Source organism: Idiomarina piscisalsi, assembly GCF_002211765.1.
GTDB classification, from domain to species: Bacteria; Pseudomonadota; Gammaproteobacteria; order Enterobacterales; family Alteromonadaceae; genus Idiomarina; species Idiomarina piscisalsi_A.
The window spans coordinates 2,176,767-2,200,818 of record NZ_CP022133.1 but is presented as its reverse complement, the minus strand read 5'-3'; the positions used below and the strand labels follow the sequence as shown (position 1 = coordinate 2,200,818).

Genomic DNA, 24,052 nt, shown 5'->3' with positions numbered 1-24,052 from the left:
AAAAGCAGGTAGGGAGAATTATTATGTTCGAACTGATGGATAATTACGAAAGCGAAGCCGTCATTAAAGTGATTGGCGTCGGTGGTGGTGGCGGTAACGCTGTCCAGCACATGGTTAAAGAGTCAATTGAAGGTGTGCAGTTTATCGCGGCGAACACCGATGCGCAGGCACTGCGTAATCACACCGCAGACGTGACCATTCAATTAGGTCAGGACATCACTAAGGGGCTTGGCGCGGGCGCTAACCCGGAAGTGGGTCGCCAATCGGCGGAAGAAGACCGCGAAAATATCCGTATTCAATTAGAAGGCGCGGATATGGTCTTTATTGCAGCCGGAATGGGCGGTGGCACTGGCACCGGTGCAGCACCTGTGGTTGCTGAAGTCGCCAAGGAGCTGGGAATTCTTACGGTTGCGGTTGTTACTAAACCCTTCCCGTTCGAAGGTAAGAAGCGCATGGCCGTTGCCGACGAAGGCATCCACGCACTTGAACAAAGTGTTGATTCACTCATTACCATTCCTAACGAGAAACTGCTGAAGGTGATGGGTAAAGGCACGTCGCTGTTAGACGCCTTTAGCGCCGCCAATAACGTTCTTTTAGGTGCGGTACAGGGTATTGCTGAGCTGATTACCCGTCCGGGTCTTATCAACGTCGACTTTGCTGACGTTCGTGCCGTAATGAAAGAAATGGGTACGGCAATGATGGGGACTGGCGCCGCAAGCGGTGAAGATCGTGCGCAGGAAGCGGCGGAAATGGCTATCAACAGTCCGCTTCTGGAAGATATCGATCTGTCTGGCGCGCGTGGCGTGTTGGTTAATGTAACCGCCGGCATGGACATGAGCATTGACGAGTTCGAAACGGTAGGTAACACCGTCAAGGCGTTTGCGTCAGATAATGCCACCGTTATTGTGGGAACCGTTATCGACACTGAGATGTCTGATGAATTAAGAGTCACTGTTGTGGCAACGGGTATTGGTGCTGAGCGCAAACCGGACATTTCGTTGGTTAACAACGCACAAAGCGCACCAAAACGTGAGCCTCAGCCAACGTATCGTGCTGATCTTGACCGCGGTGCGGCGGCTCCTCGTTATGAAGAGCAAGAAGAAGCGCAAGCTGAACCTAAGCCGGAAGCTAAGCGCCAAGCGGCGACGAAGCCAAAGCAAGAGAAAGAGTTGGATTATTTAGATATTCCGGCATTTTTGCGTAAACAAGCGGACTAAATAACTGCTAAGCCAGTGTAATTATGCGTAAAATTTGATCGGAACATGACAAATGTCGTATAATATGCGGCCGCTTTGGTTTGAATGGTCGTTTTTTGACCAGTCACCGTATAAAGCGAACCGATTTTATTAAGGTAGGTGAATAAAGCTCATGATTAAGCAACGTACATTGCAACAAGCGATATCAGCGACAGGGATTGGCTTGCACAAGGGCAACAAAGTGAATTTAACTTTGCGTCCGGCGGCGGCTAATACTGGGTTGATCTTTCGCCGTACTGACTTAGAGCCGGCAGTAGATATTCCTGCGCGTGCTGACTGGGTTCGTGATACGCAGCTTTGTACGTGTTTAATTAATGAGGAAAACATTCGCATATCGACAGTCGAACATTTACTCGCTGCGCTTGCCGGGGTTGGCATTGATAATGCTATTATCGAAGTCGACTCGCATGAAATTCCAATTATGGACGGTAGCTCTCACCCGTTTGTTTACCTGCTACAAAGTGCGGGCATTGAAGAGCAGTCAGCAGCGAAGAAGTTTATCCGAATCAAAGAGCCGGTGCGTGTTGAAGACGGTGACAAGTGGGCGGAACTGCTACCCCACGATGGTTTCCGTATCGACTTTGCTATCGACTTTGACCACCCGGCTATCGCAGACACTGGGCAAACCGTCAGCATGGATTTCAGTGCTAACGCGTTCATTAAGGATATTAGCCGTGCGCGGACGTTTGGCTTCATGAAAGACATTGAGTACTTGCGTAAAAACAATCTGGCACTCGGTGGCAGCTTTGATAACGCTGTGGTGCTTGATGACTTCCGTGTATTGAACAACGACGGCTTGCGCTACGATGATGAATTTGTGAAACACAAGATGCTGGATGCTGTGGGCGACTTATACATGGGCGGTCACAGTATTCTGGGTCACTTGCGTGCTTATAAATCAGGCCACGCGCTGAACAACCAATTGCTTCAGGCTGTCCTGGAGCATGAATCTGCCTGGGAGTTTGTGACCTTTGAAGATGAACAGGCAAAAGAGCCTATTGCCTTTTGGTCACCGGCTAATACAACCGCTTAGTTAGCTCTTATTGTCGGCGGCGTCGTTATCAAACTTCGCCGCCAACGCTTCTAACTGAAGACGCAGTGGTTCGCTGCACCCCTCCGCCATATTTCTTAGCCTTTGCGCGCTGTCATTTGTTGTGTTTACATTCGGTGACACTTTCACTGAGAGCTTGTTGACCGGCACCGTCGCATTGTTTTGAAAATACGTTATAATGGCCGCTTGTTGGAATTTAAGTTTTGTTGACCAGCTGCCGCTGCCAGCTTTTATGATGAGCGCTCCGTCGCGAATGTTCACGAGCTGACAATGCTGTGCTGTCGCTTTGTCCACGCAGTTTTTAAACAACTGTTGCCATTCTGAGAGTTGAGCGGCAAACTGTGCATAATGTCGCAACGTTTCAGCCATAGGTTGCTGACCCGTACGTAGCAATTCTGATGGCGTTTTGGGTTGTCGTGACATAAGTGGTGTAGTCAACAAATAATAAGAGAGTTCAGATGAGTTTATCAGTCTTTTATCGAGGCTCCAAAATTCGTTTTCGCGTTAAATTAAGTCGTAGACGGATGTTGTCTTTCGCCGGTGTTGCTGCGTTTATTGGGCTTGTCACGTGGCAGCCATGGGAATACCGCGGGGTTGATCCCGAGTTTGCGCAAGCGCAAATTACCAAAGAGCAAAAGAACCTTATTCTTCAGCAAAAAGCCGTAAAAGCCTTAAGAGAAGATACCCAAAAGCAATTGGGGGCAATGAAGGTATATTTAGGCGAGTTACGTGCTCAAATGCGCCGTTTAGATGCCCTAGGTGAACGCTTAGCAGGCGTTGCTAACCTTGATAATGGCGAGTTCAATTTCCAGCAGGAAATGCCGATTGGCGGACCTGAAATAGAAGTGGCTGAATTACCGCAGGCTTCCGGGACTGACGTACTCACTGATATCGAAGACATGTTGTCAAAGATATCGGACAAACAAAAACAGTTATCTCTCCTTGAATCTGTGATGATGAATCACCAACTTAATAATGATGCTTACATTGCCGGACGTCCAATCTCTGATGGTTGGTTGTCTTCGCAATACGGTATTCGTAAAGATCCCTTCAACGGTACGCCAGCCATGCATAAGGGGCTGGACTTTGCGAGTTACAACGAAGACGTGCAAGTGGTTGCTACCGGAGCCGGTGTCGTCACTTGGGCGGGAGATAGGTACGGTTATGGTCAGCTGGTTGAAATTGACCATGGTGGTGGTTTGAAAACCCGTTACGGTCACAACCACGAGATATTAGTGAACGTCGGCGACGTTGTTACACGCGGTCAGCAAATAGCGGAAATGGGGAGCAGTGGTCGTTCAACTGGGCCTCATGTGCATTACGAAGTTTTACGTAATGGTAAGCAGATTGATCCAAACCAATTTGTGTACCGGGAAGCCGATTAATACATTTGAACATTAAGAGAATACACGCAAGCGGTACTGGGTACCGCTTTTGTTGTTAAAAGTAACACAGGATATATCAAACTCATGCTAGGCAGTCTGTTTCGAAAAGTTTTTGGAAGTCGCAACGATCGCATCCTCAAAACCATGCAAAAAGATGTTGATCGGATAAATGCGTTAGAACCCGAATTTGAAGCATTGAGTGATGCCGAATTAAAAGAAAAGACCGCTGAGTTTCGTAAGCGCCTTAACGAAGGCGAAAAACTCGATAAATTACTAACTGAAGCGTTTGCAACGGTTCGCGAAGCCAGTAAGCGCGTCTTTAAAATGCGTCACTTCGACGTGCAGCTGATTGGCGGTATGGTTTTGAACGAAAACCGTATTGCGGAAATGAAAACTGGTGAGGGTAAAACCTTAACCGCCACACTAACCGCCTATTTGAATGCGCTACCGGGCAAAGGCGTACACATTATTACGGTGAACGATTATCTGGCTAAGCGTGATGCCGAATTCAACCGTCCTTTATTTGAATTTTTAGGTCTGAGTGTTGCTTTCAATATTCCAGGTATGAACCCGGAAGACAAAAAAGCGGCGTATCAGGCGGATATTACCTACGGTACGAATAACGAATTTGGCTTTGACTATTTGCGCGACAACATGGCGTTTTCGCCGCAGGATCGTGTGCAACGTGAGCTTTACTACGCGTTGGTCGATGAGGTTGACTCAATTCTCATTGATGAAGCCAGAACACCGCTGATTATTTCGGGACCTGCGGAAGACAGTTCTGAAATGTACCGCAAGATGAATGAACTGGTACCACACTTAGTGCGTCAGGAAAAAGAAGATACGGAAGAAGAGAAGGGCGACGGTCACTTCACTATTGATGAAAAGGCTAAGCAGCTTCATTTGACCGAAAATGGCCAAGAACATATAGAGTCATTGCTAAAAGAAAAAGGCATGTTGGCTGAAGATGACTCTTTGTATTCAGCTGCTAATATCAGCCTGTTACATCATATTAATGCGGCGTTAAGAGCGCATCATTTATTTCAAAAAGATGTCGACTACATTGTTAAAGACGACCAGATTATTATCGTTGATGAACATACTGGTCGTACAATGGAAGGGCGTCGTTGGTCTGAAGGTCTGCACCAAGCCGTAGAAGCCAAAGAAGGCGTACCCATCCAGAACGAAAACCAAACACTTGCCTCCATTACTTTCCAGAATTATTTCCGTCTGTATGACAAATTGGCGGGTATGACAGGTACCGCAGATACGGAAGCCTTTGAGTTTCAGTCGATATACGGACTTGAAACCGTTGTTATTCCAACAAACAAGCCAATGGTACGTGATGACCGAGCGGATCTTATCTATCTGACTGCTCAAGAAAAGTACGAAGCGATTGCGGAAGACATTGAAGAATGTCGTAAACAGAAACGGCCCGTGCTGGTCGGTACGGTATCTATTGAGAACTCCGAGCTGTTGTCACGCCTTTTGAAGAAAAAGAAAATTCCACATGCGGTACTGAATGCGAAATTCCACGCACAAGAAGCCGACATTATTGCTCAGGCGGGTCGCCCTGGTGCCGTAACGATAGCCACTAACATGGCCGGTCGTGGTACCGATATCGTCTTGGGCGGTAACTGGATGGTTGACGTTGAGAAGCTTGAAGAGCCATCGAACGATAAAATTGACTCCATTAAAGCAGAATGGCAGAAAGTCCACGACGACGTTATCGAAGCGGGTGGCTTACATATTATTGGTACCGAGCGCCATGAATCCCGTCGTATTGATAATCAGCTGCGTGGTCGTGCTGGTCGTCAAGGTGACCCTGGCTCCTCACGCTTTTATCTGTCATTAGAAGACCCGCTGATGCGTATCTTTGCCTCTGATCGTATTGGTACCATGATGAAACGCTTGGGTATGAAAGAAGGGGAAGCGATTGAGCATCCTTGGGTGACTCGTGCTATTGAAAACGCACAACGCAAAGTGGAAGGTCGCAACTTCGATATTCGTAAGCAATTACTTGAGTATGATGATGTTGCCAACGACCAGCGTTCAGTTGTTTATGAGCAGCGCAACGAACTGCTTGATGAAGGCGATATTTCAGAAACCATTACCGTCATCCGTGAAGATGTGGTCAATGCGGTTATTGATGAATACGTGCCACCACAGTCATTGGCTGAGTTATGGGACTTGAAGTCGCTGGAAGAACGCTTACGTGCTGATTTCCAAGTAGAGTTACCGCTACAGCAGTGGTTGGAAGAAGAAGAGCACTTCCACGAAGAAGTGTTGCGTGAGCGGGTATTGGAAGAGCTTGTTAAGACGTATCAGGAAAAAGAAGACTTGGTCGGTCCTGAAGTTCTGCGTCGCTTTGAAAAATCGATTATGTTGCAAAGCCTTGATCAGCACTGGAAAGAGCACTTGGCCGCGATGGATCATTTACGCCAGGGCATCCACTTGCGTGGTTATGCACAGAAAAACCCTAAGCAGGAATATAAGCGTGAAGCGTTCGAGTTATTCAGTGAAATGCTTGAGAACTTGAAGCTGGATGTGGTGACTATTCTAAGTCGTGTGAAAGTGCGTGCTCAGGAAGATGTTGATGCGGTTGATGAACAGCGTAAAGCCGCTGATAGTGCTCCGCGAGAGTTTAAACATGAGCAGACAAAGCCTGCAACTCAAGGTGAGCAACCCCGCCAACAAGGACAGTCTCAGCAACCGGCCCGCAATGAACAAAAGGTGGGGCGAAACGAGCCTTGTCCTTGTGGATCAGGTAAAAAGTACAAACATTGTCACGGTAAACTGTAGGTTAATATGACCACCCAAAAATCTCCCGCTGTGCATGTCGCGGTGGGAGTTATAGAAAATTCGAATGGCGAAATCTTTATTGCACAACGTCTACCGGAGCAGCACCAGGGCGGTAAGTGGGAATTTCCCGGCGGTAAAGTGGAGTCAGACGAAAGCGTTCAGGAAGCGTTAGTCAGAGAGCTTAAAGAAGAATGCGGTATTGATGTGACCGATATGGCTCCGTTGACGGTTATCGAACATCAATATTCCGATAAGCGGGTATTATTAGATGTTTGGTGGATACTGTCTTACGATGGCGAAGCCACTCAACTGGAGGGGCAAAAGTGGTGCTGGGTTGATAAAAACCAGTTAGATGCCTTTCAGTTCCCTGATGCAAACCAACCCATTGTGGACTGTATCATGCAGTCGATGAATGCGTATTAAATAGACGGCTTCAGAAGCCGTCGCCTTCGTTAATGTAGTCATCGTTGGCGACAGGGGCAGGCTCTCCCGGAATACTCTTTTCTTCGTTAGCCCATTCGCCTAAGTCAATCAGCTTACAGCGTTCGCTGCAAAACGGACGAAATTCTGAGGTCTCTTTCCACTCGACTTCGGTTTCACATGTTGGGCAGTTGACCGTTAAACTCATTGCGCACACCTGGCTATTTCAAATTGAACAGATTGAATTGATTGACTGGAACCGGCACCCGGCAAGGGCATGAATCTTACCGTAAAGCGTTGCCGATGCCCACTAATAACCGGATAAATAGAAGCCTCTTTAGGTACTTTAATTCTTAGCATCGCAAGAGGCTGTTCTGAGCTCTCCTGCATAAAGCCGCTGGTGAGTGTCAGGGTAGAAAAAGCGGCTTGTTCACGCATTAACGTCAGCTTTAGCTGCACTGCTTTTTCGATAGGTTTAAAGGCGTTACACCAACTATCACATGCTTGTTGTTGAGCATTACGGTTTTGATTTAACCAAAGCTGCAGTTGTGGTAGCTCGAAAAGACCACTGATACCCGGTTGGCTGAAGCGCTGTCTTATACTGGCAAGTAGCGCGTCATCTTTAATTTCGCGTAACACTTTTGGGATATCGGGTAAAAACTGCTGGCAGTCATCAATTTCCTGAATGGTGGCTCGCAGTGCTTGTCTGTCAACTTCCGGGTGTTGTTCCCATTGTTTAAGTCGCTGCTGCTGTGCCTCGAGATCTTTCGATAATTCCGTTCGAATGTCGACGCGCTCCAGTAAGTCACTGAGAGAAAAGAGCGACTGAAAAAATGCATCCGGCTGCTGTTGGAATAAGCCTTTACTGACGCTGAGCTGCTCAAAGCCATGTTCGAGTCTTAGGTAAGTGCGCACACGCTCCTGAAGCGGATATTCATAAATAATGTGCTGGTTATCCGTGAACGCCATAGTGTCAGTAAGTAAAGGGTAATGCGCCTATAATAGCGCATTAGCCTCCGTGTGCAATGGCTGCTTCCAGATACTGCTTATGTAAAGCCTGAACCTGCGAGTGAAGTGCTGCCAACGTTGTATCGTTGAGAATAATGTCATCTGCTGTTTGGCGGCGTTGGTCACGGGTCATTTGAGCGCTCAAAATGGCCTCAACCTGCTCCGCAGAGGTGTCGTCACGAGCAATAGTTCGCTCAACTTGCAGCGACTCTGGCACATCGATAACCAGCACACGGTCGCAGTACTTGTCTAAACCATTTTCCAGCAGGAGAGGGGCCGACAATATGACGTAGTCAGAGTTTGCGTGATTCAATTGGTGGAGAATTTTCTGTCGAATTTTCGGGTGAAGCAGTTTGTTCAACCACTCCTTTTCGGTGTGATTACTAAAGACTTTTTCACGGAGTGCTTTGCGATTCAAATTTCCGTCAGGTTGAATCATTGCTTCGCCAAAGTGCTCACGAATTTTTTCAAGGCAATCAGAGCCGGGTTCGACAACCTCACGAGCAACTTTATCGGCATCGACGACAACAATGCCAAGACGCTCGAACTCGTTAGTCGCCGCTGTTTTTCCGCTGCCAATACCGCCGGTAACACCAACAACGTACGTCATTACGATGTTCCCCCCAGCCAGGACCAATACGCGTATAACAGCTGGTGCCCCCAGAAATAACTAATGAGCCCACCACCAATTAAGAAAGGACCAAAGGGAATCGGCTGAGCACGGCCACTGAGTTTTATATAAATAACCCCTATTACCGCGCCGCATAAAGAAGCGGCTAATACGGTAACCGGTAACACTGTCGCACCGGTAAATGCGGTTAAGGCAGCCAGTAACTTGAAGTCGCCATAGCCCATACCTTCTTTTTTAGTGAGCAGCTTAAAGATCCAGTAAACCGACCATAAGGCAAGGTAGCCGATAACTGCGCCAACTATTGACTGTTCAGGTGTTACAGGACTCTGGTCGCTAAGAGACCAGAGTAGCCCGAGCCAAAGCAACGAATAATTGAGTACGTCAGGCAGTAACTTGTGATGTAAATCGATAACAAAAAGACAAATCAACAGTCCGGCAACGGCGCTGTAAAACAGTGCCGGTAGACTGATACCGTATTGCCAACCGATAAAACCAAAACTAACTGCAGTAACTATTTCCACCAACCAGTAGCTGATTGAAATGGGCGTCTTACAATGACGGCAACGGGCTTTTAAAAACAGAAAACTTAAAAGAGGAATGTTGTCATACCAAGCAATAGCGGATTGGCACGTTGGACAATGTGAAGCAGGAAAAGCTAAATTAAAGGGCTCCATCTGTGCATGAGGCGTGCCATTTGCTTCAGCGCACTCCTGTTGCCATTGCCGCTGCAATTGAATAGGCAAACGGTGAATAACAACGTTTAAAAAACTGCCAATAACAGCTCCTAATACGACGGACAAGAGCAACATAGCCGTTGTGTGAGCGGCGAATAATTCGGTCATTTGATAGCGTCCTGCTTCATTAAAATTGTTCACCCAGTGAAAATAACGGCAAGTACATTGCCACTAAAAGAGTGCCTATAATGCCGCCTAAAATAAGCATCAGCAAGGGCTGTGCGTAGGTTGATAGTCGCTCAGTATAAATCTCGAGTTGTTTTTGTTGATAAGATCCCAGCTGCTTAAATGCTTGAGCTATCCGCCCGGACTTCTCTGCCGCCTGAATCAAACTCATGGTCTTCGCCGAGTTTAAGGTCGACAGGTTGAACGCCTGTGACCATCCCAGACCACGTTGCAGATGGTAACCAATAAGCTCGAGTTGCGCTTTGTAAACCGGACAATTGAGGTTGTTCGTGGTAAGCCGTAGCGTATTTACAGCGTCAATCCCGGCGTCGAGGGACAAGCCTAACTGATAAAATACTTGTTGTTCGCGAGCACCAGTGAGGAGCTGGCGATAAATTGGCAACTTGAGCGTCATCCGTCGCCAGAATGCGGGACAATAATGTCGAACCAATTTTGTCATTACGTACATCAAACAAAGAGCTCCGATAAACACAAGCGCATGTTGACCAAAAAACGCCGATATCGCTAATACGTTTTTAGTGAGTGCCGGTAATCCTGTGCTACCGAATAGCTTTTCAAATTGTGGCAGTACCCAGGTCATCATCAATAGGGCGACAGCACAGGCTACTGCAGCAATAATAAGTGGATAGCGAAGCGCTTTTGTCAGCTGTTCCTTCATTGCCATTTGTTGCTGCTTTAGCGTGAGTATATTTTGTATCCCTTGCGTCAATTGTCCACTGGACTCAGCCCACTCAATGGTTTGCAAATCGGAAGACGGTAGCCAGTCTGAGTAGTGGTGCAGGGCACTGGACAATCGATGGCCTTGCTCAATAGCTTCCTGACAGTCATTAACCAGCCATTTCATCGAGCGAGAGGAATGACGATGAATGCTATGCTTTAATGCTTCAGGCAACGGTAGGCCGCAATTGAGCAATTCCAGCCACTGACTCATTGTTTGCAGCCATTCTTTGCGGCTTGGCGCCGGTGTTTTTATGAAATGTTCATGATAAACAGTGATATGTCGCAGGCCTCTGTCTGAGAGTCGCTTTACCGCCTGCAATTGACTGGCCGCGTGTATCAGGCCGCTATTGTCTGAGCTTTTCCAGCGCCAACGCATCACGGTCGTTTTAGTCATTAAGGTTCACCTGATTTTCCCAGTAGGTTTTAGCCTGTTCGAAACTGGGCAAGCCTAAATCTTGTAAATAGTTGGCCTTGTCAGTATCGGAGGATCCGGGCTTAAGTAGTGCATGGGCTTGCGGTTGCCAGGGAAGAATTTCAAAAATAGCGTGTCGCCTAATGTTATTGTGTCCCCGTTCAAATGAAAGCAAGCGCTGACTGACAATGAGGTTTAAAGCACTGGCAATGTCTAATGGATTGACACCAAGTGACTTCAAACGTGCCAATGTTTCCAGAGTACCGTTGGTATGCATTGTTGTTAAAACAAGGTGTCCGGTTTGTGCGGCCTGAAGCGCAATTTGGGCGGTTTCCGCGTCCCGAATTTCACCAACCATAATCACGTCTGGATCTTGTCTCAGTAATGCTCGTAACAGTGACGCAAACGAAAGCCCTTTGCGCTCATTTACCATAAGCTGCGTGCATCCGTTTAAAGGTGTCTCGACGGGGTCCTCTACGGTACAGACATTGAGCGTCTGAACATTGATAGACTTCAATGCGCTATATAAAGTTGATGTTTTCCCACTGCCGGTAGGCCCGGTCACAATGATAAGCCCTTGAGATTGTGACAATGCGTGCTGAAAGCTCTGGTACTGACAGGCCATTAATCCGGTATCTGCTAAGGGTAAAATGTGTTCAGAGGACTTAAGGCAACGTAAAACCAGTTTTTCTCCGTTCAATACGCAGCAGCAATTCAAACGAAATTCCAGGTATTGTCGAGTCGATGATTGAGTGACGGTAAGGCGTCCGTCCTGTGGTAACGGCTGTTCCGTCAAGTCGAGATCAGCCATCACCTTAATACGGGCTACCACTTGTTTGGCGAACGAGACACTGAGGACATCTTTTGTGATATGTAGCTGTTAATTCCTTACTATCAATGTATAGTTGAATTATATACTTAACTATACGTTCTTTATGAGATTAATTAAGGCAACAACAGACTTCCGACTACACGGGCACTCCTACGAAGACTTCCCTTTGATTGTTGACTCTGAAATGAATCTGGTGAGAGAAGCTCATCAGTTTTTAATCTACTTTTGCATTACGAGAGGAAGGGTCGAAAGTAAAAATACATGGTGGCGGTACGGACAGGATCTCTATGACTACTTTGGTTACCTGGAAGGAAGCGGCTTAGATTGGCGTTCACGATTAGCTACTTCTCAGCACTCGGTAATTGCTGCTTATCGAGACTGGTCGGTAAGCCTCGGACTATCGTCTAAAACTATCAATGGACGTTTAAGAACTATTATTCAATTTTATCAGTTTGCTTATAGAAAGCACTGGGTTGAGTGTGTGCCTTATGACATTGAAACGGTTGTTATTAATAAGCAAAAAGGTTTTTGGGCTCATACCGATAAGTCAGGTAATCAGAAGAGCACTGCCAATGTGATGCTGAAAGAGAAAGTAGCTGCTTTGCAGATTTTGACGAAACAAGAAGTCAAGACTTTAATGAATCACCCTTGTTTTATCTCTCAGCATTTAATTTATAGGTTAGCCCTTCAAACCGGAATGCGTAAAGAAGAGCTGCTCACTTTTCCGGATAGCTATATTCAAGACCCAAAGGCAAAGCGTGGCAAGGCGATAGTGCCCGTGGTTCTGCGCTCTAAAGACATGGTAGTTAAAAGTGGCCAAGGCGGTACAAAAGGCAATAAAGAGCGCACCATACATATCCCGATAGGTTTGTATGAGCAACTTTGGCAATACAAGCTTCATGAGCGAAATCATCTGCTTATGATAAATGAAGTCAGCGACCAGAAGGCTTTACTATTGAACCGGTTTGGTCAACCGTATTCGGTTAAAGGCACAATACTTAATAACGAATTGAAAAAGATTGTTGGGCGGAAAGAGGTTAGCTTGCACAAGCTACGTCACACCTACGCTACGTTTAAGCTGTATGGATTAGGAAACAACCCGAATTATCGTGGAGACCCGCTGGTTTATGTTCAAGACCGCTTAGGGCACTCAAGTATTATCACCACCCAAGTTTATCTGCATTACCTTGAAGATCTAGAAGGTGACTTGATGACTGAATATGAGCAGGATATTGACCTAATCTGTGAAGAAGCGAAGGCTTTAGCATGAAAAAGCGCAAAAACTTTAAACAAGCCCTATCAGCACCGGTCAAAGACCAAGATGGTGTATTGATGACGATGCCTATTTTAAAGTCCGGTATCCCTGAAAATAAAGTCCTATCCTTGCCGAAAAATTATAGTTCTCTTAGAAGTTACGACTTTACCAAGTACTATGGGCGAGGCTTTGACGCCATTACCAACGCCATGCAGCAAACCATTGACATCATGTTGTCTGAGTCAGTCGTAGAGCCGAGCACGATATCAGGTTATTGCAGAAGTGGATTCAAATACTTTGCCGACTATTTAAAGATTTATACTCAGGCACTAGGTCGGGATTTAACACTGTCAGATGTGAACGTTGAGTTGATTGAGTGTTACATTCAACATATGAAGTTGCATACCCCTAACAGTGTGAGTGCTAGAACCCAATACACCCACATAAAATCTATTTTAGTCAAAATGCAGCAAATAGGGTGGCTTGAACGTTTCGATTTCCCCAAAAACCCCTTTCCGAACTCCAATCGAAAGAAAAAGGGACAACCTGCTTTTTCTAAAGCTGAGCGTAAACGTTTGGTTCACGCGCTTCGCGTCGATGTGAACCATATCCTTGAAAAAAGTCAGCCACTGACGAGTTATGAGCTAACCATTTTTATAATGGCAATTGCGCTTCGCAGCGGAATGAACACCACCCCGCTTTTGGAGATGACCACCGACTCAATCCAAGCACATCCACTCAAGGATAACCGCAAACTACTGGTTCTTTATAAGCGTCGTGGAAATGCGACTCACATCCAGAGTATTCGTCGCTCATCTAGTGTAGAGAACGTGCAAACGGTTCTGGCAGATGTTGCGGTTATGGTTCAGCATATTATTGAAATGAACCAATCGGTGCGAGTGCAAAGCGGTACGGATTTAGTGTTTACTTATCGTCCAGACGCGAACAGTAATTATGTTGAAATCACCACTTTAGAAGCTACTAGACTATCTCATAATATCCTAAAGTGGGTCAAAAAAAAGGGACTTAAAAACGACAATGGAGACCCACTGAAAGTCAATGTTTCACGCTTTAGAAAGACCTTTGAAAACCGAATATGGGAGCTCTCCGGTGGTGACCCTTTTGTGACCGCCGCACTGTCTAACCATACAGTTAAAGTGTCGCAAACCCACTATCTCAAAGCCCCAAAAGAAGCAGAAAAAAACTTCAACTATATGGGCAAGGTGCGTACCGAAGAGTTACTTATTAATGTTGAGGTTGTTGAAAACAACACGCCCGTGTCCAAATGCTCAGACTCCTCAAAGCGTTTAGACGAGCATGGAAAAAAAATCTACTGCACCAACTTTCTCAGCTGTGTTCGCTGTCGAAATATGGTGGTAACAAAAGAAGACTTATATCGCCTGTTCTCGTTCTACTGGTTAATTGTGCATGAGCGTGACCAAGTTGGAGCGAAGCGTTGGAGTCGATATTTTGCGCATATAATTCGTATCATTGACAGAGACATTGCCTCCCAGTTTGATGAAGTGTATGTGCAAACCATCAAAGCTGAAGCACACGTCAATCCTCATTCGGCATGGAAGCATCGCAGTCAGTTAGAGGAGGTCGCATGAGCCAAGTCCTGGCTATCAGTGCTATCGATTATTGTCGACCTAAAAAATTGCATGAAATGGATAATGCCCAGCTTCTGGCCTTGCCTGTATCGTCTTACCAGCTTCCCGATGGGACGTATCAGGTTATCAGTCAATATCGAGATAATACCTGGCGGTTAGAAGATGGGCGCTTTCCATCGAATGTAAAAGATTGCCGAAAAAAACTCCGTTTCTATACCCTACCGAGTCAGTTTGTCGATGCAGTAAAATTCGCCCTAAAGCACTATGATATTAAGCACAGCCCATCAGGGTTTACTTTGTGTAATGCTTTCATATTTTTAGAACCCTTTCTGAATTATTTATCCATCATTAATGTGAAAAGCACCGCAGCGATAACCGCTCTGCATTGTGCAAACTATGTTCATCAATGCAAGCAAACCATCTCTAAAAAGACCCAAAAGCCTCTGTCTAAAAGTGCACTAATGCAGAGGTTTTCAGCGGTTGAACGTCTTTATCACAATCTCAATGGCACGCAATGGGCATTTGAGCACCCCTGGGTTGATAGTTCAGCAGGTTACCTCGCCGGCACAATGGGGCAAGGTAAGCGAATTGCCAAAACCAAAATCATACCTGATGGTGAGCTAAAGGTTTTAATTAACCATTGCAATAAGGTTTTAAATCAGGCGAGTGACCTGATAAAGCTTCAAGCAGAAATAGCGCGCGAAAGAGGTGTGTTGGTTAAGACCATTAATTCGGAAACGAGTATAATGAATGCCATCAGCAATCGTTTTCTCAAACCCAAAGGCTACACCGGGCTGAGAGAATTTAACAGCTCACACGAAAGTATTCCCGATGCAACAGCCATCATTATTCTGACATTCAGTGGTATTCGCGCTCACGAACTATGCGCTATTGAAACCGATGCGTATCGAATTGAAGATAATGACGAGGATATCTATTATTGGTTGAAGTCCCACTCCAGAAAAACCGGTGAAGGCTATACCGAGTGGCTGGTGCCGGAGATTGTGATCAAAGCGATTGAAGTACAAAAGGCCTATGTCAAACCATTTCAGGAGCGGTTATTACACGAGCAATCGACATTATTAAAAGAAGACCCGCATGACCCACGTGGATTAAAAATTGAACGGTTCAAACATCATCTTTTTTTAACTAGTTCACCGAGCCAGGGCAACCAGGTGAATGTGATTACTGGCAGTGCTCTTTATAAGCGTTTAAAAGCTCTTGGTAATGTATTAAAAGTGAAGGGATTGACCGCTCACCGCTTTAGACGCACCTTTGCTGTCTATGTGGCCCGATCGGCTTATGGGGACTTACGCTACCTTAAGCAACATTTTAAGCATTGGGGAATGGATATGACCTTACTCTATTCTGCAAATAATAGCCAAGACGAAGAGCTCTATGATGAGATTGCGATACAGATAAAAAATTACAAAGTCGCTCGCGTTGAAGAATTTTTAGATGAGGATACGATCATTACAGGCGGGCTTGCTAATAAGCTCATTTCATATCGTTCAAGCAATGAAGCGGTGAAAACCTTTGATAGCCGTGCAAAAATGGCAGAGCATATTTCAGATACCGTTCATTTACGTTCAACGGGACATTCGTGGTGTACATCTGATAACGCAGGATGCGGTGGCCGGTCGTTAATAGAGGGAACTGCCTGTGTCGATTGTTCGGAGTCCATTATTGAGAAAAATCGCCATGGTGCGTATTTCAAAGGTGTCTACATGCAACAAATAGAGCTAAGGCAGATAGATGATATAGGTGAGGCAGGAAAACAACGTGTAGAGCGAGACATTGAGCGTTGTGAACGTGTGTTAAAGGATATTGGTCTGTGGGATGAAGTGAAAAAGGTATTGTCTAATGGTTAGTTCAACCGAAAAAGAACTCCAGAACGCTCTAAAGCGCCTCAAACATGGCAGACCTAAGGTGGTCGATAAAAAACGCAAAATTAGCATCTCTGCGCTTGCAGAAGAAGCAGGCGTCTCGGACTCTGCTATTCATAACCGTTATCCAGAAATAGCAGCAAAGGTACGCGAAATCACCGGTAAAGCGCATAAGGTTCAACGGGATGAAAAAAATGAAAAGCTAAAGTCTGAGAAAACGAAGAACAGAGAGCTTAGAGAATACATAGAGCAGCTTGAATCAGACATATGTAAATTGACTTCTATTAACGCCACGCTGAATAATGAAAATGCTCAGTTAAAAGCTGAATTGAGAAGCGGTAACGTTGTAAAAATTGGCAACGGAGTAAGTTAAATTATTTTGTCTATTTGCTGATTAAAGCCGCCGTCATCTGTTTTAAGCGCCAAGTTAAATACGACCTGACTGATGATTGATTGTGGCATATTATAATTGCGACTAAACGCTTTTACATCCCAACCGTTTGCAAGCGCTCGTTCGTATTGTTTTTGGATATTCCCAACAATTGTATTTGCAGCATGAATTCGGGTTACACCAGATCGCAGATAGAATGCAGCAGCATCCTTTGCCGCGCGCCATATGAAATTATAGACTTGAGCGACTGAAAATTTTTCGAGAGCACTATTCAAAACTAACTTCGTCTTCTCCCCCACTTTAAAGCTTAGATAATGCTCTTCTATAACGTGGTCTAGATATTCCAAGCATTCTAGTAGACAAAGCTCTTGGCAGATTTCTTTTACTGACTCGTACTCGCTGTCTATGTATTCCATTTCCTCAAACTTTTTCTCAATCCTAGTTATAACCTTTGAGAGTGAATCATCATCTTTGAGCGGTACTTCCCATGCGACTTGATCGAGGTAAAATTCGAGCCCTCCATCTTCATTTAGCTCTAATGCATCTAAAGGCGAAAGAGGGCTAATAGCTATAACTCCTTCTCGATACAGGTGCTTGACTATTTTGATGTCGAAATCAAATTGAGGACTAAGTAAGCCCTTTTGACGAACGCTGAGGGGACTAATCTCTGTTAAGTTTTCATTTGCTGAATATCTGACTAAAGCCAAGAAAAAAGTAGCACTCATAAATCCGATTTCATCAGTATTTAGCGGATTTAATAAGGCTGTTTTAAGAGATCTCCCAAGCAGTTCACGTTTCTTTTCATCTAATGAAAGTTCTCTTTCCACACTACAGTAACTGCATTCCCAACTGAGATTAGGTTTACTTGCTTGATACTCACTTCGGGATGCAAACTTCCTTGGTTTTTTGCATACGCAGCATAGAGTTTTGGGTGAGTACGTTACACAGGAACTTTTGACTATCTTTGTTATATCTGATTGTTTGACTCCGAACATTTTGGCTACTTCAGAAACTTTGAGCAAAAATTTACCCTCGTCGGTAACCTCCCAGTAAAGTCTGCATAGCTCTTCATGGTTAGAGTCGTAAATGTCTAAGTGAAGGTGCTCCATGTCGCTTCCAAGGTAATTTAACAATGTTTTAGCTGGACCTCGTCAGGCTTTGAGCTATGAAAACTAGATTACCGTGTAATGCCAACAAATCCAACAGCCGCTTTCGGGCGTTGCTGAACTTCGGTTTCGTGCCAACAGCGGACGTTAACGTTTGAACCATGCATCAGAGCTTATTCCATTCGTTTGACTCAGGAAGTTTATCAAGCGCTTTTTTACTGGCGAAGAAACGAGTAAGTCCGCAGTCGACACACACAACCACTCTGAACTTGGCGCTCGAAAGAAAAGAGCCCAGTCCTGGCAGATAGTTGGGGGCATAGCCGCCTCCAGACGAGATATCCTTGCTGAGGTACAAGTTTGAGCGTCCACATTCCGGACAAGTAGAATCATTACTCATGAATACTCCTCGATGGTAAAACGTGATATTCGTCAACACTTTCCCTGCGTCAGACCTACCATAGCAATCTTTAACCTAGTATGCGATTTAGTAAATCGAACTTCTGCTCCTCGCTCAAAGCGGACAGACTTTAAAACGTTTCCTGACTGAAGTTTGTTTGCTTGGCTCTGGGTTTTATAGCAATCTAGAAGTCATAAAAATCAGTTAGGACTTAGACGGCACCCATGAGCTTCACGAATAAAGTCAATGCGATAAAGCGTAGGCTATCAAAATTTACTAGGTCCTCTCTCATCGAAAATTTAATGAAGAGGTTGCACTCGCCAGATTCATCATTTGTAGAGGAAGCGAGCCTCCCTTGGTTAAGCTGTATCATGCTGGAGTTCATATTAGAAGTAGATGAAGCGCGAGGCGCCCGAAACGCAGACTCCAGGAAGGTATCAGAGTTGCTAAACGACTTATGGGAGCTTCAAAATGAGGCTCTCCAATTTCAAGATGATAAAAACATACTGCTCACAATGCGTCCTTTCATGATTCAGCAATTGCGGTTTCAATCAGGTCAGGTTACTCACCTCTATTTTCTATCTCGAATGCGACTTATCTTAATGGATTACAACACAAGTCCGAAACCGATTCAGGCTTTCGAAAAAAATACAGGTATAAAGCTTAAGGATTTCTTCACGCTCTCCCTATTTTTCGCTGTAATTTTCAGCAACATTTTAGAAAAAAAACAAAGCAAAATTACGTATGAGTTCATTTTAACTAAGCTTTACCCAAGCTATAGCTTGGATACCCTTGCTAGATTTCTAAGTATGGTGGGAGGTGATTTTGAGACATTGTCAAAAATAGTGAGGTCTAGAAAAGCACATGCTGGGCCTGCGCGCCCCGAAAGGTATTTCTCGGAGTCATTACTTTTTGATAAGCCGCTTTTACTACTTCCGTCAGGAATATCAACAACTCATTCCTACATTGCATGTATTGGTTTATGTGAGTTTGTCCTGCGAACTTTAAAGAGTTGTGATAACAGCGGTAATGTCTTTAGAAAACCGTTTAGTATGGCGTTTGAAAAGTACATCAACCAACTGTTTATTGAATACGACCTTAACGTAGTTCCAGAGCACGTATTGAAAGGTAAGTATGACGAGGATATGAAAAACAATAAAGTCGTTGATTTTTTTTACAGTACTGATGATAAAAATCTATTCGTCGACGCAAAGTCCGTTGAACCCAAACAAGAAGTTTTATCGACACAAGAGCCTAGGCGCATAAAGGAGAGGCTAAGAGATCACCTGATAGGGGCTTTAGTTCAAGCTCAAGTTTGTGCCTCTACTCTAGAGCAGTCAGGCTACGAAAACATAGTTTCAAGGTCACGTCGCTACATACTAGTTATCAGCCATCAAGACTTTTTTGTTGGAAGCGGTCTACGTCTTCGCAACTTACTTGGAAATGATTATGGACCGACAATTGATGAAGCGATCGGCGATGAATTTGAATTAGAGAATGTGTTCTATATTGCTATAGCAGAGTTTGAAGGTCTCATGAAATTGTTGCAAAACAGTCAAAAGACAATTTTCGACTTTTTAGATTTTTGCAAAGAGCGTGAGGCTGAGCAGTTTTTATTCGATATGAGGCAGTATATCAGTGAGTTTGGGCAAGTACTGGAACTAGAAAATCCCTCGCCGATAGGTAGCGAACAAGTACAAGAGTCGTTTGATTTTACATATGAAGACCTAAAATCAGTTTGGAAATACAGCTCTGACTACTGGCGTAAGAAGGGAAAGGTAGATCCTTTACTAGCAACAAACGAATTCATTAGTGTAAGCAGATATTTTAGAAATGTACTTTTGATGTCCAAATGACATGAAAAATAATAAGGTATAAAACTAAACTTTGATTACTCTTAAGCTGATGTATCAAATAACATTTAGCATGAAGTGGGCAGTCTGCTATGAGCGAGGATCGGACCGTAGGATTTTTGACTAACTGAACTGGCTACTCGCCTTCCTGTCATTAGTAAGTGCGGGCGCGAATCAACCACGAAACAATTATCCTATCCCTGCGTTATTGTACGTTTTGTTATTGAGCTGTGTATTTAAGTAGTTTACTGTCAATGACATAACGAAAACAAAAGTTAGCTCAGTTGGTTAGCGAGCCGGGTAATTCATAACAAATCAAGGCACTGGAACACAGCAAGCTGTACCTCTGTTTCAGACGTTAGGCATATCAAACGAGGGAATCATAGATGGCAAAAGTTGGTTGGAACGATTTTGTCGGAAAACACTCAAAGAGAATTACTTTCATAGCTAGGGTTTCGGCTAGCCTCCCGAAAGGTCAAGAGCTTGATAAAAATGGTAGAAAGCTTCCTACACCATACGCCCTATTTGTTGAGTGGTGCAAAGCCTATCTGACCGGAGAGTGGGCAGCAACGAAGGTTAGTGGTGGGTTTTTATTAAGCGTTTCTACAAATGAAGACGCTAAAGCCATACAGGATGAATTTAAAATAATTGGGGAAGCTAAGCGCACTCCAGCAGGGAAAAGTACTTACCCAATTGGGTATAGAGATTCACAATATGGAGCCCTTGCAGGTGACCTAGGGTATGTCTTGTGAGCATGCCTAACAAAGTCATTACATTCATTCCCTTCGGTCACCGGACCTCGTTTCGCTCGGCCGTTTATGGCGGGCGTTAGAAGTATATGAACACTGAAGAACTTATTGACAGCCTTCTATATGAAGAAGAAAGCACCACTCTTGATTTCAAGTCTGAGCAATATAAGTTTGTGAAGGCTCAGGACTCGGAAAAGGCTGAATTCCTAAAAGATATTGTTGCGTTCGCAAATGCCTGGAGGCGTTCAGATGCGTATATACTTATCGGAGTCAAAGAGATAAAAGGAGGAAAATCTTTAGTTGAGGGGATTTCTGATGATCTTGATGATGCTCAATTGCAGCAGTTTGTTCAGTCAAAAATCAATAAGCCAGTACATTTTTCCTACCTAACCACAGAAGTGGAAGGTAAGAAAGTAGCCCTCATTACGATACCCGTTCAAGGCAGGCCAATTTTTCTTAAAAAGGATTTTTCTAGTCTCAAGGCTAACACTGTTTATGTCAGGAGGGGATCATCCACTTCGATTGCACTTCCAGACGAAATAGCAAGTATGGGCTCAAGCGACAATAGTGAGGTAAAAAAATCACCGAAACTAGAGGCTTTTATTGTTAGTGGTGAGCATGATGAAATACAACTAGATAGTATCGAACAGTCAGTAATACTTGCAAACATTCCAGGAAAAGACGAGTTTCCGAAATATGGAGAGCCCGCTTATCCAACCCAATTTCGCCCACTTGCGATAACGTCTTCTCTTTTAGGAGGTAAAAACAAAGGGTATTACTCTGAATTCGCAGAGTACTTCAGGCAGATGCAATCGTTTTTTGCCCTAAAAATCGGGGTGAAAAATGACGGGAATTTGGTTGCTCGAGATGTAAGAGTAGTAGTGGACTTCCAAGGATTACCAGAAGGCAGTGCTGTTTTTCATGAGCGTCAATTACCGGATCGCCCAAAAGCAGAAACTGACATTCCATATTTACATAATTTAAATATGTCGCCTGCCATTTATTATTTAAGCATAAAGACTATCCCTGAAGGTTATCGTGCCAATTTTGACTTTGGGAAGCTGCAGTCTAAAGATTCTCTAGTATGCTCTGAACATCTATGCCTTAAGATCTCGCGGTCATGCCAAATATCAGCAAGTGTAACTATATATTCTGATGATCTTGAAATTCCTGAAAAGTTGAATTTGATGATTAATGTTAATGCTGAAGCGAAGAACTACTCAGTTAGTGAACTAATGGAGTTGGCCGAGTGATTTCTAACAAGGCGCTTAGCTTAGGTTTTCGGGTCTCTGCTGTTCGCTCATTGCTGACCTTCGGCTTTGTGCCAAGAAGGGACGTTAGCACAGCATTCAGCGGCTTTTCCGCTGCAATGATTTGTAATGCACCTTGTCTATGTAAAAGGCGCCTGAGTTATAGGTAATCCCTACTGCCCTTGCTTCGGAGTACTTGGCTTTATCAAAATAAAGAGGCTCACTATCTACGCATATTTTAATCACCGCATCGCCGTTATAGTTTCCACTCCCCACATAGGCTGCCACGCGATTTCGAAGGTGTATAGTGCCCTGGTGATCTAGCACAGCGGTTCGGGAATATAACTTTATCGGTAACGTTTCTGTAATCCATTTTACTTGTTCTGGATAAAACATTATCTCTACGTCTACGGGTGAACCGTCGGCAGGAACATCCAAGGATTTTTCAAAAACAAATGACGCCTTGTTTTCATTGTGGAATTCGAAGCCCATTTTTTCCCAAAAAGGAATAGACGATTCGGGGTTACACTCGATGGAAACAGCCACTTTGCCATTGCTGATAGCACATTGCATTGCATATTCTACAAGCCCTTTTCCAATCCCCTTCTTTCTAAAGTCTTCACGAACCTCGAGTATGCCAAAATTTCCCCATATATAGGCAACCGGCTCATCCTCGATAGTGGCGACGAAGAGCTGATGGTCGTCATGAACTTGCTGCGTTAATTCCCAATTGCATAAAAATGAGCCATGCACATCCCGGTGGGCGTGCTCTAAAAGCCATGAATATATTGCTTCCAAATCATGTTCAGTCGCCAATCTAAATGATAAACCTGACTCTCTCATTTTCCAGCCTCAATGGTTCTAAGTTTCATTGCATAACCTCTCAATCATCCGACACGGTATCGTTTAACTGCATTGGGTTGTTAGCTTCATTCATTAATGTTTTTACGAAAGACTTTGCGCCACCAAAACTGAAGGTAATGTTTCTATTACCGAAAAACTTTTTCCAATGACTCTCTAATTCCTCTCTTTCTTCTGATTCACGGTAGTCAACAATGTGAATCTTTGCGTTTTTCCTTGTCATCCTTGACAGAAGCTGTCGCATTTCAAAGTCCGCGTAAGGCAGTGAATAACCGATAAAAACTATCTCATCAGCTTCAGAAAGCTCTATACCAGCATTTTGCCAAATAATTCGATATTGAGGATTAGATAAATCCTTTAAATATGTAGGCATTATCAAGTTGGCAGCTAGGGTATGGTTGCCTCCTTCTTCTGGAAAGTTTCTATCGCAATGTCGGCATGAAGTTGGGTTATCATAATTTATCATTGCCTCCTTGCTTGAGAACTTTGAATAAAGCCTAGAGCATCGAGGACATTGCAACCAATTCAGTGAACCATGCAGCTTTAGCAATTTAACATTAAATCCTCCTTGCCCCAGTTTTTCTAACCCTGGCTTTACCGTACCATCATTCTCATCTTTCGAGCTTATGTAACAACAGTAATCGACTACGCCGTCATATTCCGGGTTACTCTGAAGAGTCTTATAAATTGAATTATCAAGAAGAATGTCCCAATTAGTACTTATCACACTTACTGGATCTTTTCTTCTATAGTTAACGTCTGCGCGCACTGAAGATTTCTTGGTTAAGAATTCGGCAAATTCATTTATATAATCTTTCGATTTATCAGTTTTATTCAATAATATTTGAATCGTCTTTCCAACAACATAGAAAACCGATTCACGGACTTTCATTATTTTATCTAAACCAATTCCTCTGAATTGAGAGCTTTCACCTAAGCACCTATCTAAAGGGGTAAAAATATCTTCCAAATCTACGCTAGCGAATTTATCTTCGGATATATTAAGCTGCTCCTTGAGGAAGCCGGTAAATTCCGAGAATTTAGCATCATCATAGTAATTTCGATGTTCCTGACGCAGCTTAAAGGCTTCACGGATAATTTCAGCTTGAGTAGGACCGCCTGCATCAATCGAAAACCCCGCACCTAAGACATATACAGTTTTCATAATTTCCCTTAACGCTATCTACAGTAGAGAGCCAACGCTCAGCCAGCAAATGGGGCGCAGCGAAATTTCTCCGCTGCAGCAGCTTGTTGGCG

The 24,052-nt window shown here is 44.3% G+C and carries 23 protein-coding genes; 12 read left to right on the top strand and 11 right to left on the bottom strand.

Going from position 1 to position 24,052, the window contains the following annotated elements; genetic code table 11:
- The first annotated feature begins 23 nt into the window (after positions 1–23).
- Together ftsZ and lpxC are read left to right on the top strand one after the other, a co-directional pair.
- Entirely contained in the window at positions 24–1,217 is a 1,194-nt protein-coding gene (gene ftsZ, locus CEW91_RS10460; RefSeq protein WP_088768888.1) for a cell division protein FtsZ, read from the top strand.
- A gap of 151 nt (positions 1,218–1,368) precedes the next feature.
- Entirely contained in the window at positions 1,369–2,289 is a 921-nt protein-coding gene (gene lpxC / locus CEW91_RS10455; protein WP_088768887.1) for a UDP-3-O-acyl-N-acetylglucosamine deacetylase, read from the top strand.
- On the opposite strand, the gene CEW91_RS10450 is transcribed toward lpxC, so the two are convergent.
- Positions 2,290–2,730 (bottom strand): DUF721 domain-containing protein, encoded by a 441-nt coding sequence (locus CEW91_RS10450; RefSeq protein WP_088768886.1) that lies wholly within the window; start codon positions 2,728–2,730, stop codon positions 2,290–2,292.
- A 35-nt stretch (positions 2,731–2,765) separates the two neighbouring features.
- Between CEW91_RS10450 and CEW91_RS10445 the strand changes: the two genes are divergently transcribed.
- The 3 genes from CEW91_RS10445 (at position 2,766) to mutT (ending at position 6,917) form a co-directional block, all read left to right on the top strand.
- On the top strand, positions 2,766–3,692 hold the full coding sequence (locus tag CEW91_RS10445; RefSeq protein ID WP_088768885.1) for a M23 family metallopeptidase: 927 nt from the start codon (positions 2,766–2,768) through the stop codon (positions 3,690–3,692).
- An 84-nt stretch (positions 3,693–3,776) separates the two neighbouring features.
- Entirely contained in the window at positions 3,777–6,494 is a 2,718-nt protein-coding gene (secA, locus tag CEW91_RS10440) for a preprotein translocase subunit SecA (RefSeq protein WP_088768884.1), read from the top strand.
- A 6-nt stretch (positions 6,495–6,500) separates the two neighbouring features.
- A complete protein-coding gene (mutT, locus tag CEW91_RS10435; protein ID WP_088768883.1) occupies positions 6,501–6,917 on the top strand; it encodes an 8-oxo-dGTP diphosphatase MutT in 417 nt (138 codons plus the stop codon).
- A gap of 10 nt (positions 6,918–6,927) precedes the next feature.
- Here the strand turns inward: mutT and yacG are convergent, their stop codons facing one another.
- Genes yacG through CEW91_RS10405 form a run of 6 tightly spaced genes read right to left on the bottom strand, consistent with a single transcriptional unit; the run spans position 6,928 to position 11,476 of the window.
- Positions 6,928–7,122, bottom strand: a complete 195-nt coding sequence (gene yacG, locus CEW91_RS10430; RefSeq protein WP_088768882.1) for a DNA gyrase inhibitor YacG — start codon at positions 7,120–7,122, stop codon at positions 6,928–6,930.
- Positions 7,119–7,883 carry a cell division protein ZapD gene (gene zapD, locus CEW91_RS10425; RefSeq protein WP_088768881.1) on the bottom strand — a complete coding sequence of 255 codons (765 nt, stop codon included), beginning with the start codon at positions 7,881–7,883 and terminating at the stop codon, positions 7,119–7,121. Before zapD ends, yacG begins: the two co-directional genes overlap by 4 nt.
- A 40-nt stretch (positions 7,884–7,923) precedes the next feature.
- Positions 7,924–8,532, bottom strand: coding sequence for a dephospho-CoA kinase (gene coaE / locus CEW91_RS10420; protein ID WP_088768880.1), 609 nt, complete (start codon positions 8,530–8,532; stop codon positions 7,924–7,926).
- Positions 8,532–9,395, bottom strand: coding sequence for a prepilin peptidase (locus tag CEW91_RS10415; protein WP_088768879.1), 864 nt, complete (start codon positions 9,393–9,395; stop codon positions 8,532–8,534). Before CEW91_RS10415 ends, coaE begins: the two co-directional genes overlap by 1 nt.
- Positions 9,396–9,414: 19 nt before the next feature.
- Positions 9,415–10,587, bottom strand: a complete 1,173-nt coding sequence (locus tag CEW91_RS10410) for a type II secretion system F family protein (RefSeq protein ID WP_088768878.1) — start codon at positions 10,585–10,587, stop codon at positions 9,415–9,417.
- Positions 10,580–11,476 carry a GspE/PulE family protein gene (locus CEW91_RS10405; RefSeq protein WP_269766175.1) on the bottom strand — a complete coding sequence of 299 codons (897 nt, stop codon included), beginning with the start codon at positions 11,474–11,476 and terminating at the stop codon, positions 10,580–10,582. Before CEW91_RS10405 ends, CEW91_RS10410 begins: the two co-directional genes overlap by 8 nt.
- Positions 11,477–11,540: 64 nt before the next feature.
- Between CEW91_RS10405 and CEW91_RS10400 the strand changes: the two genes are divergently transcribed.
- The 4 genes from CEW91_RS10400 to CEW91_RS10385 are packed head-to-tail and all read left to right on the top strand — an operon-like array spanning position 11,541 to position 16,561.
- The gene (locus CEW91_RS10400; RefSeq protein WP_088768250.1) at positions 11,541–12,707 is read left to right on the top strand and encodes a tyrosine-type recombinase/integrase; all 1,167 of its coding nucleotides are present in this window, start codon (positions 11,541–11,543) and stop codon (positions 12,705–12,707) included.
- Complete coding sequence (locus CEW91_RS10395) at positions 12,704–14,302, top strand: phage integrase SAM-like domain-containing protein (RefSeq protein WP_088768251.1); 1,599 nt, start codon at positions 12,704–12,706, stop codon at positions 14,300–14,302. Before CEW91_RS10400 ends, CEW91_RS10395 begins: the two co-directional genes overlap by 4 nt.
- Positions 14,299–16,173, top strand: a complete 1,875-nt coding sequence (locus CEW91_RS10390) for a tyrosine-type recombinase/integrase (RefSeq protein WP_088768252.1) — start codon at positions 14,299–14,301, stop codon at positions 16,171–16,173. The genes CEW91_RS10395 and CEW91_RS10390 overlap by 4 nt, the downstream gene beginning before the upstream one ends.
- On the top strand, positions 16,166–16,561 hold the full coding sequence (locus CEW91_RS10385; protein ID WP_088768253.1) for a TetR family transcriptional regulator: 396 nt from the start codon (positions 16,166–16,168) through the stop codon (positions 16,559–16,561). Before CEW91_RS10390 ends, CEW91_RS10385 begins: the two co-directional genes overlap by 8 nt.
- On the opposite strand, the gene CEW91_RS10380 is transcribed toward CEW91_RS10385, so the two are convergent.
- Both CEW91_RS10380 and CEW91_RS10375 read right to left on the bottom strand, forming a co-directional pair.
- Complete coding sequence (locus CEW91_RS10380) at positions 16,558–17,406, bottom strand: hypothetical protein (RefSeq protein ID WP_157776074.1); 849 nt, start codon at positions 17,404–17,406, stop codon at positions 16,558–16,560. The genes CEW91_RS10385 and CEW91_RS10380 overlap by 4 nt on opposite strands.
- Positions 17,407–17,851: 445 nt before the next feature.
- Positions 17,852–18,082: a hypothetical protein gene (locus CEW91_RS10375; RefSeq protein WP_088768255.1), complete on the bottom strand. Its 231-nt coding sequence runs from the start codon at positions 18,080–18,082 to the stop codon at positions 17,852–17,854.
- A gap of 224 nt (positions 18,083–18,306) precedes the next feature.
- Between CEW91_RS10375 and gapS1 the strand changes: the two genes are divergently transcribed.
- The 3 genes from gapS1 (at position 18,307) to CEW91_RS10360 (ending at position 21,937) form a co-directional block, all read left to right on the top strand.
- Positions 18,307–19,938 carry a GapS1 family protein gene (gapS1, locus tag CEW91_RS10370; protein ID WP_420038559.1) on the top strand — a complete coding sequence of 544 codons (1,632 nt, stop codon included), beginning with the start codon at positions 18,307–18,309 and terminating at the stop codon, positions 19,936–19,938.
- Positions 19,939–20,321: 383 nt separating this feature from the next.
- Positions 20,322–20,687, top strand: a complete 366-nt coding sequence (locus CEW91_RS10365; protein WP_088768257.1) for a hypothetical protein — start codon at positions 20,322–20,324, stop codon at positions 20,685–20,687.
- Positions 20,688–20,773: 86 nt separating this feature from the next.
- A complete protein-coding gene (locus CEW91_RS10360; protein WP_088768258.1) occupies positions 20,774–21,937 on the top strand; it encodes an AlbA family DNA-binding domain-containing protein in 1,164 nt (387 codons plus the stop codon).
- 96 nt (positions 21,938–22,033) lie between these two features.
- Here the strand turns inward: CEW91_RS10360 and CEW91_RS10355 are convergent, their stop codons facing one another.
- Together CEW91_RS10355 and CEW91_RS10350 are read right to left on the bottom strand one after the other, a co-directional pair.
- Positions 22,034–22,777, bottom strand: coding sequence for a GNAT family N-acetyltransferase (locus tag CEW91_RS10355; RefSeq protein WP_088768259.1), 744 nt, complete (start codon positions 22,775–22,777; stop codon positions 22,034–22,036).
- 40 nt (positions 22,778–22,817) lie between these two features.
- Entirely contained in the window at positions 22,818–23,960 is a 1,143-nt protein-coding gene (locus CEW91_RS10350) for a hypothetical protein (RefSeq protein ID WP_088768260.1), read from the bottom strand.
- Positions 23,961–24,052 lie beyond the last annotated feature (92 nt).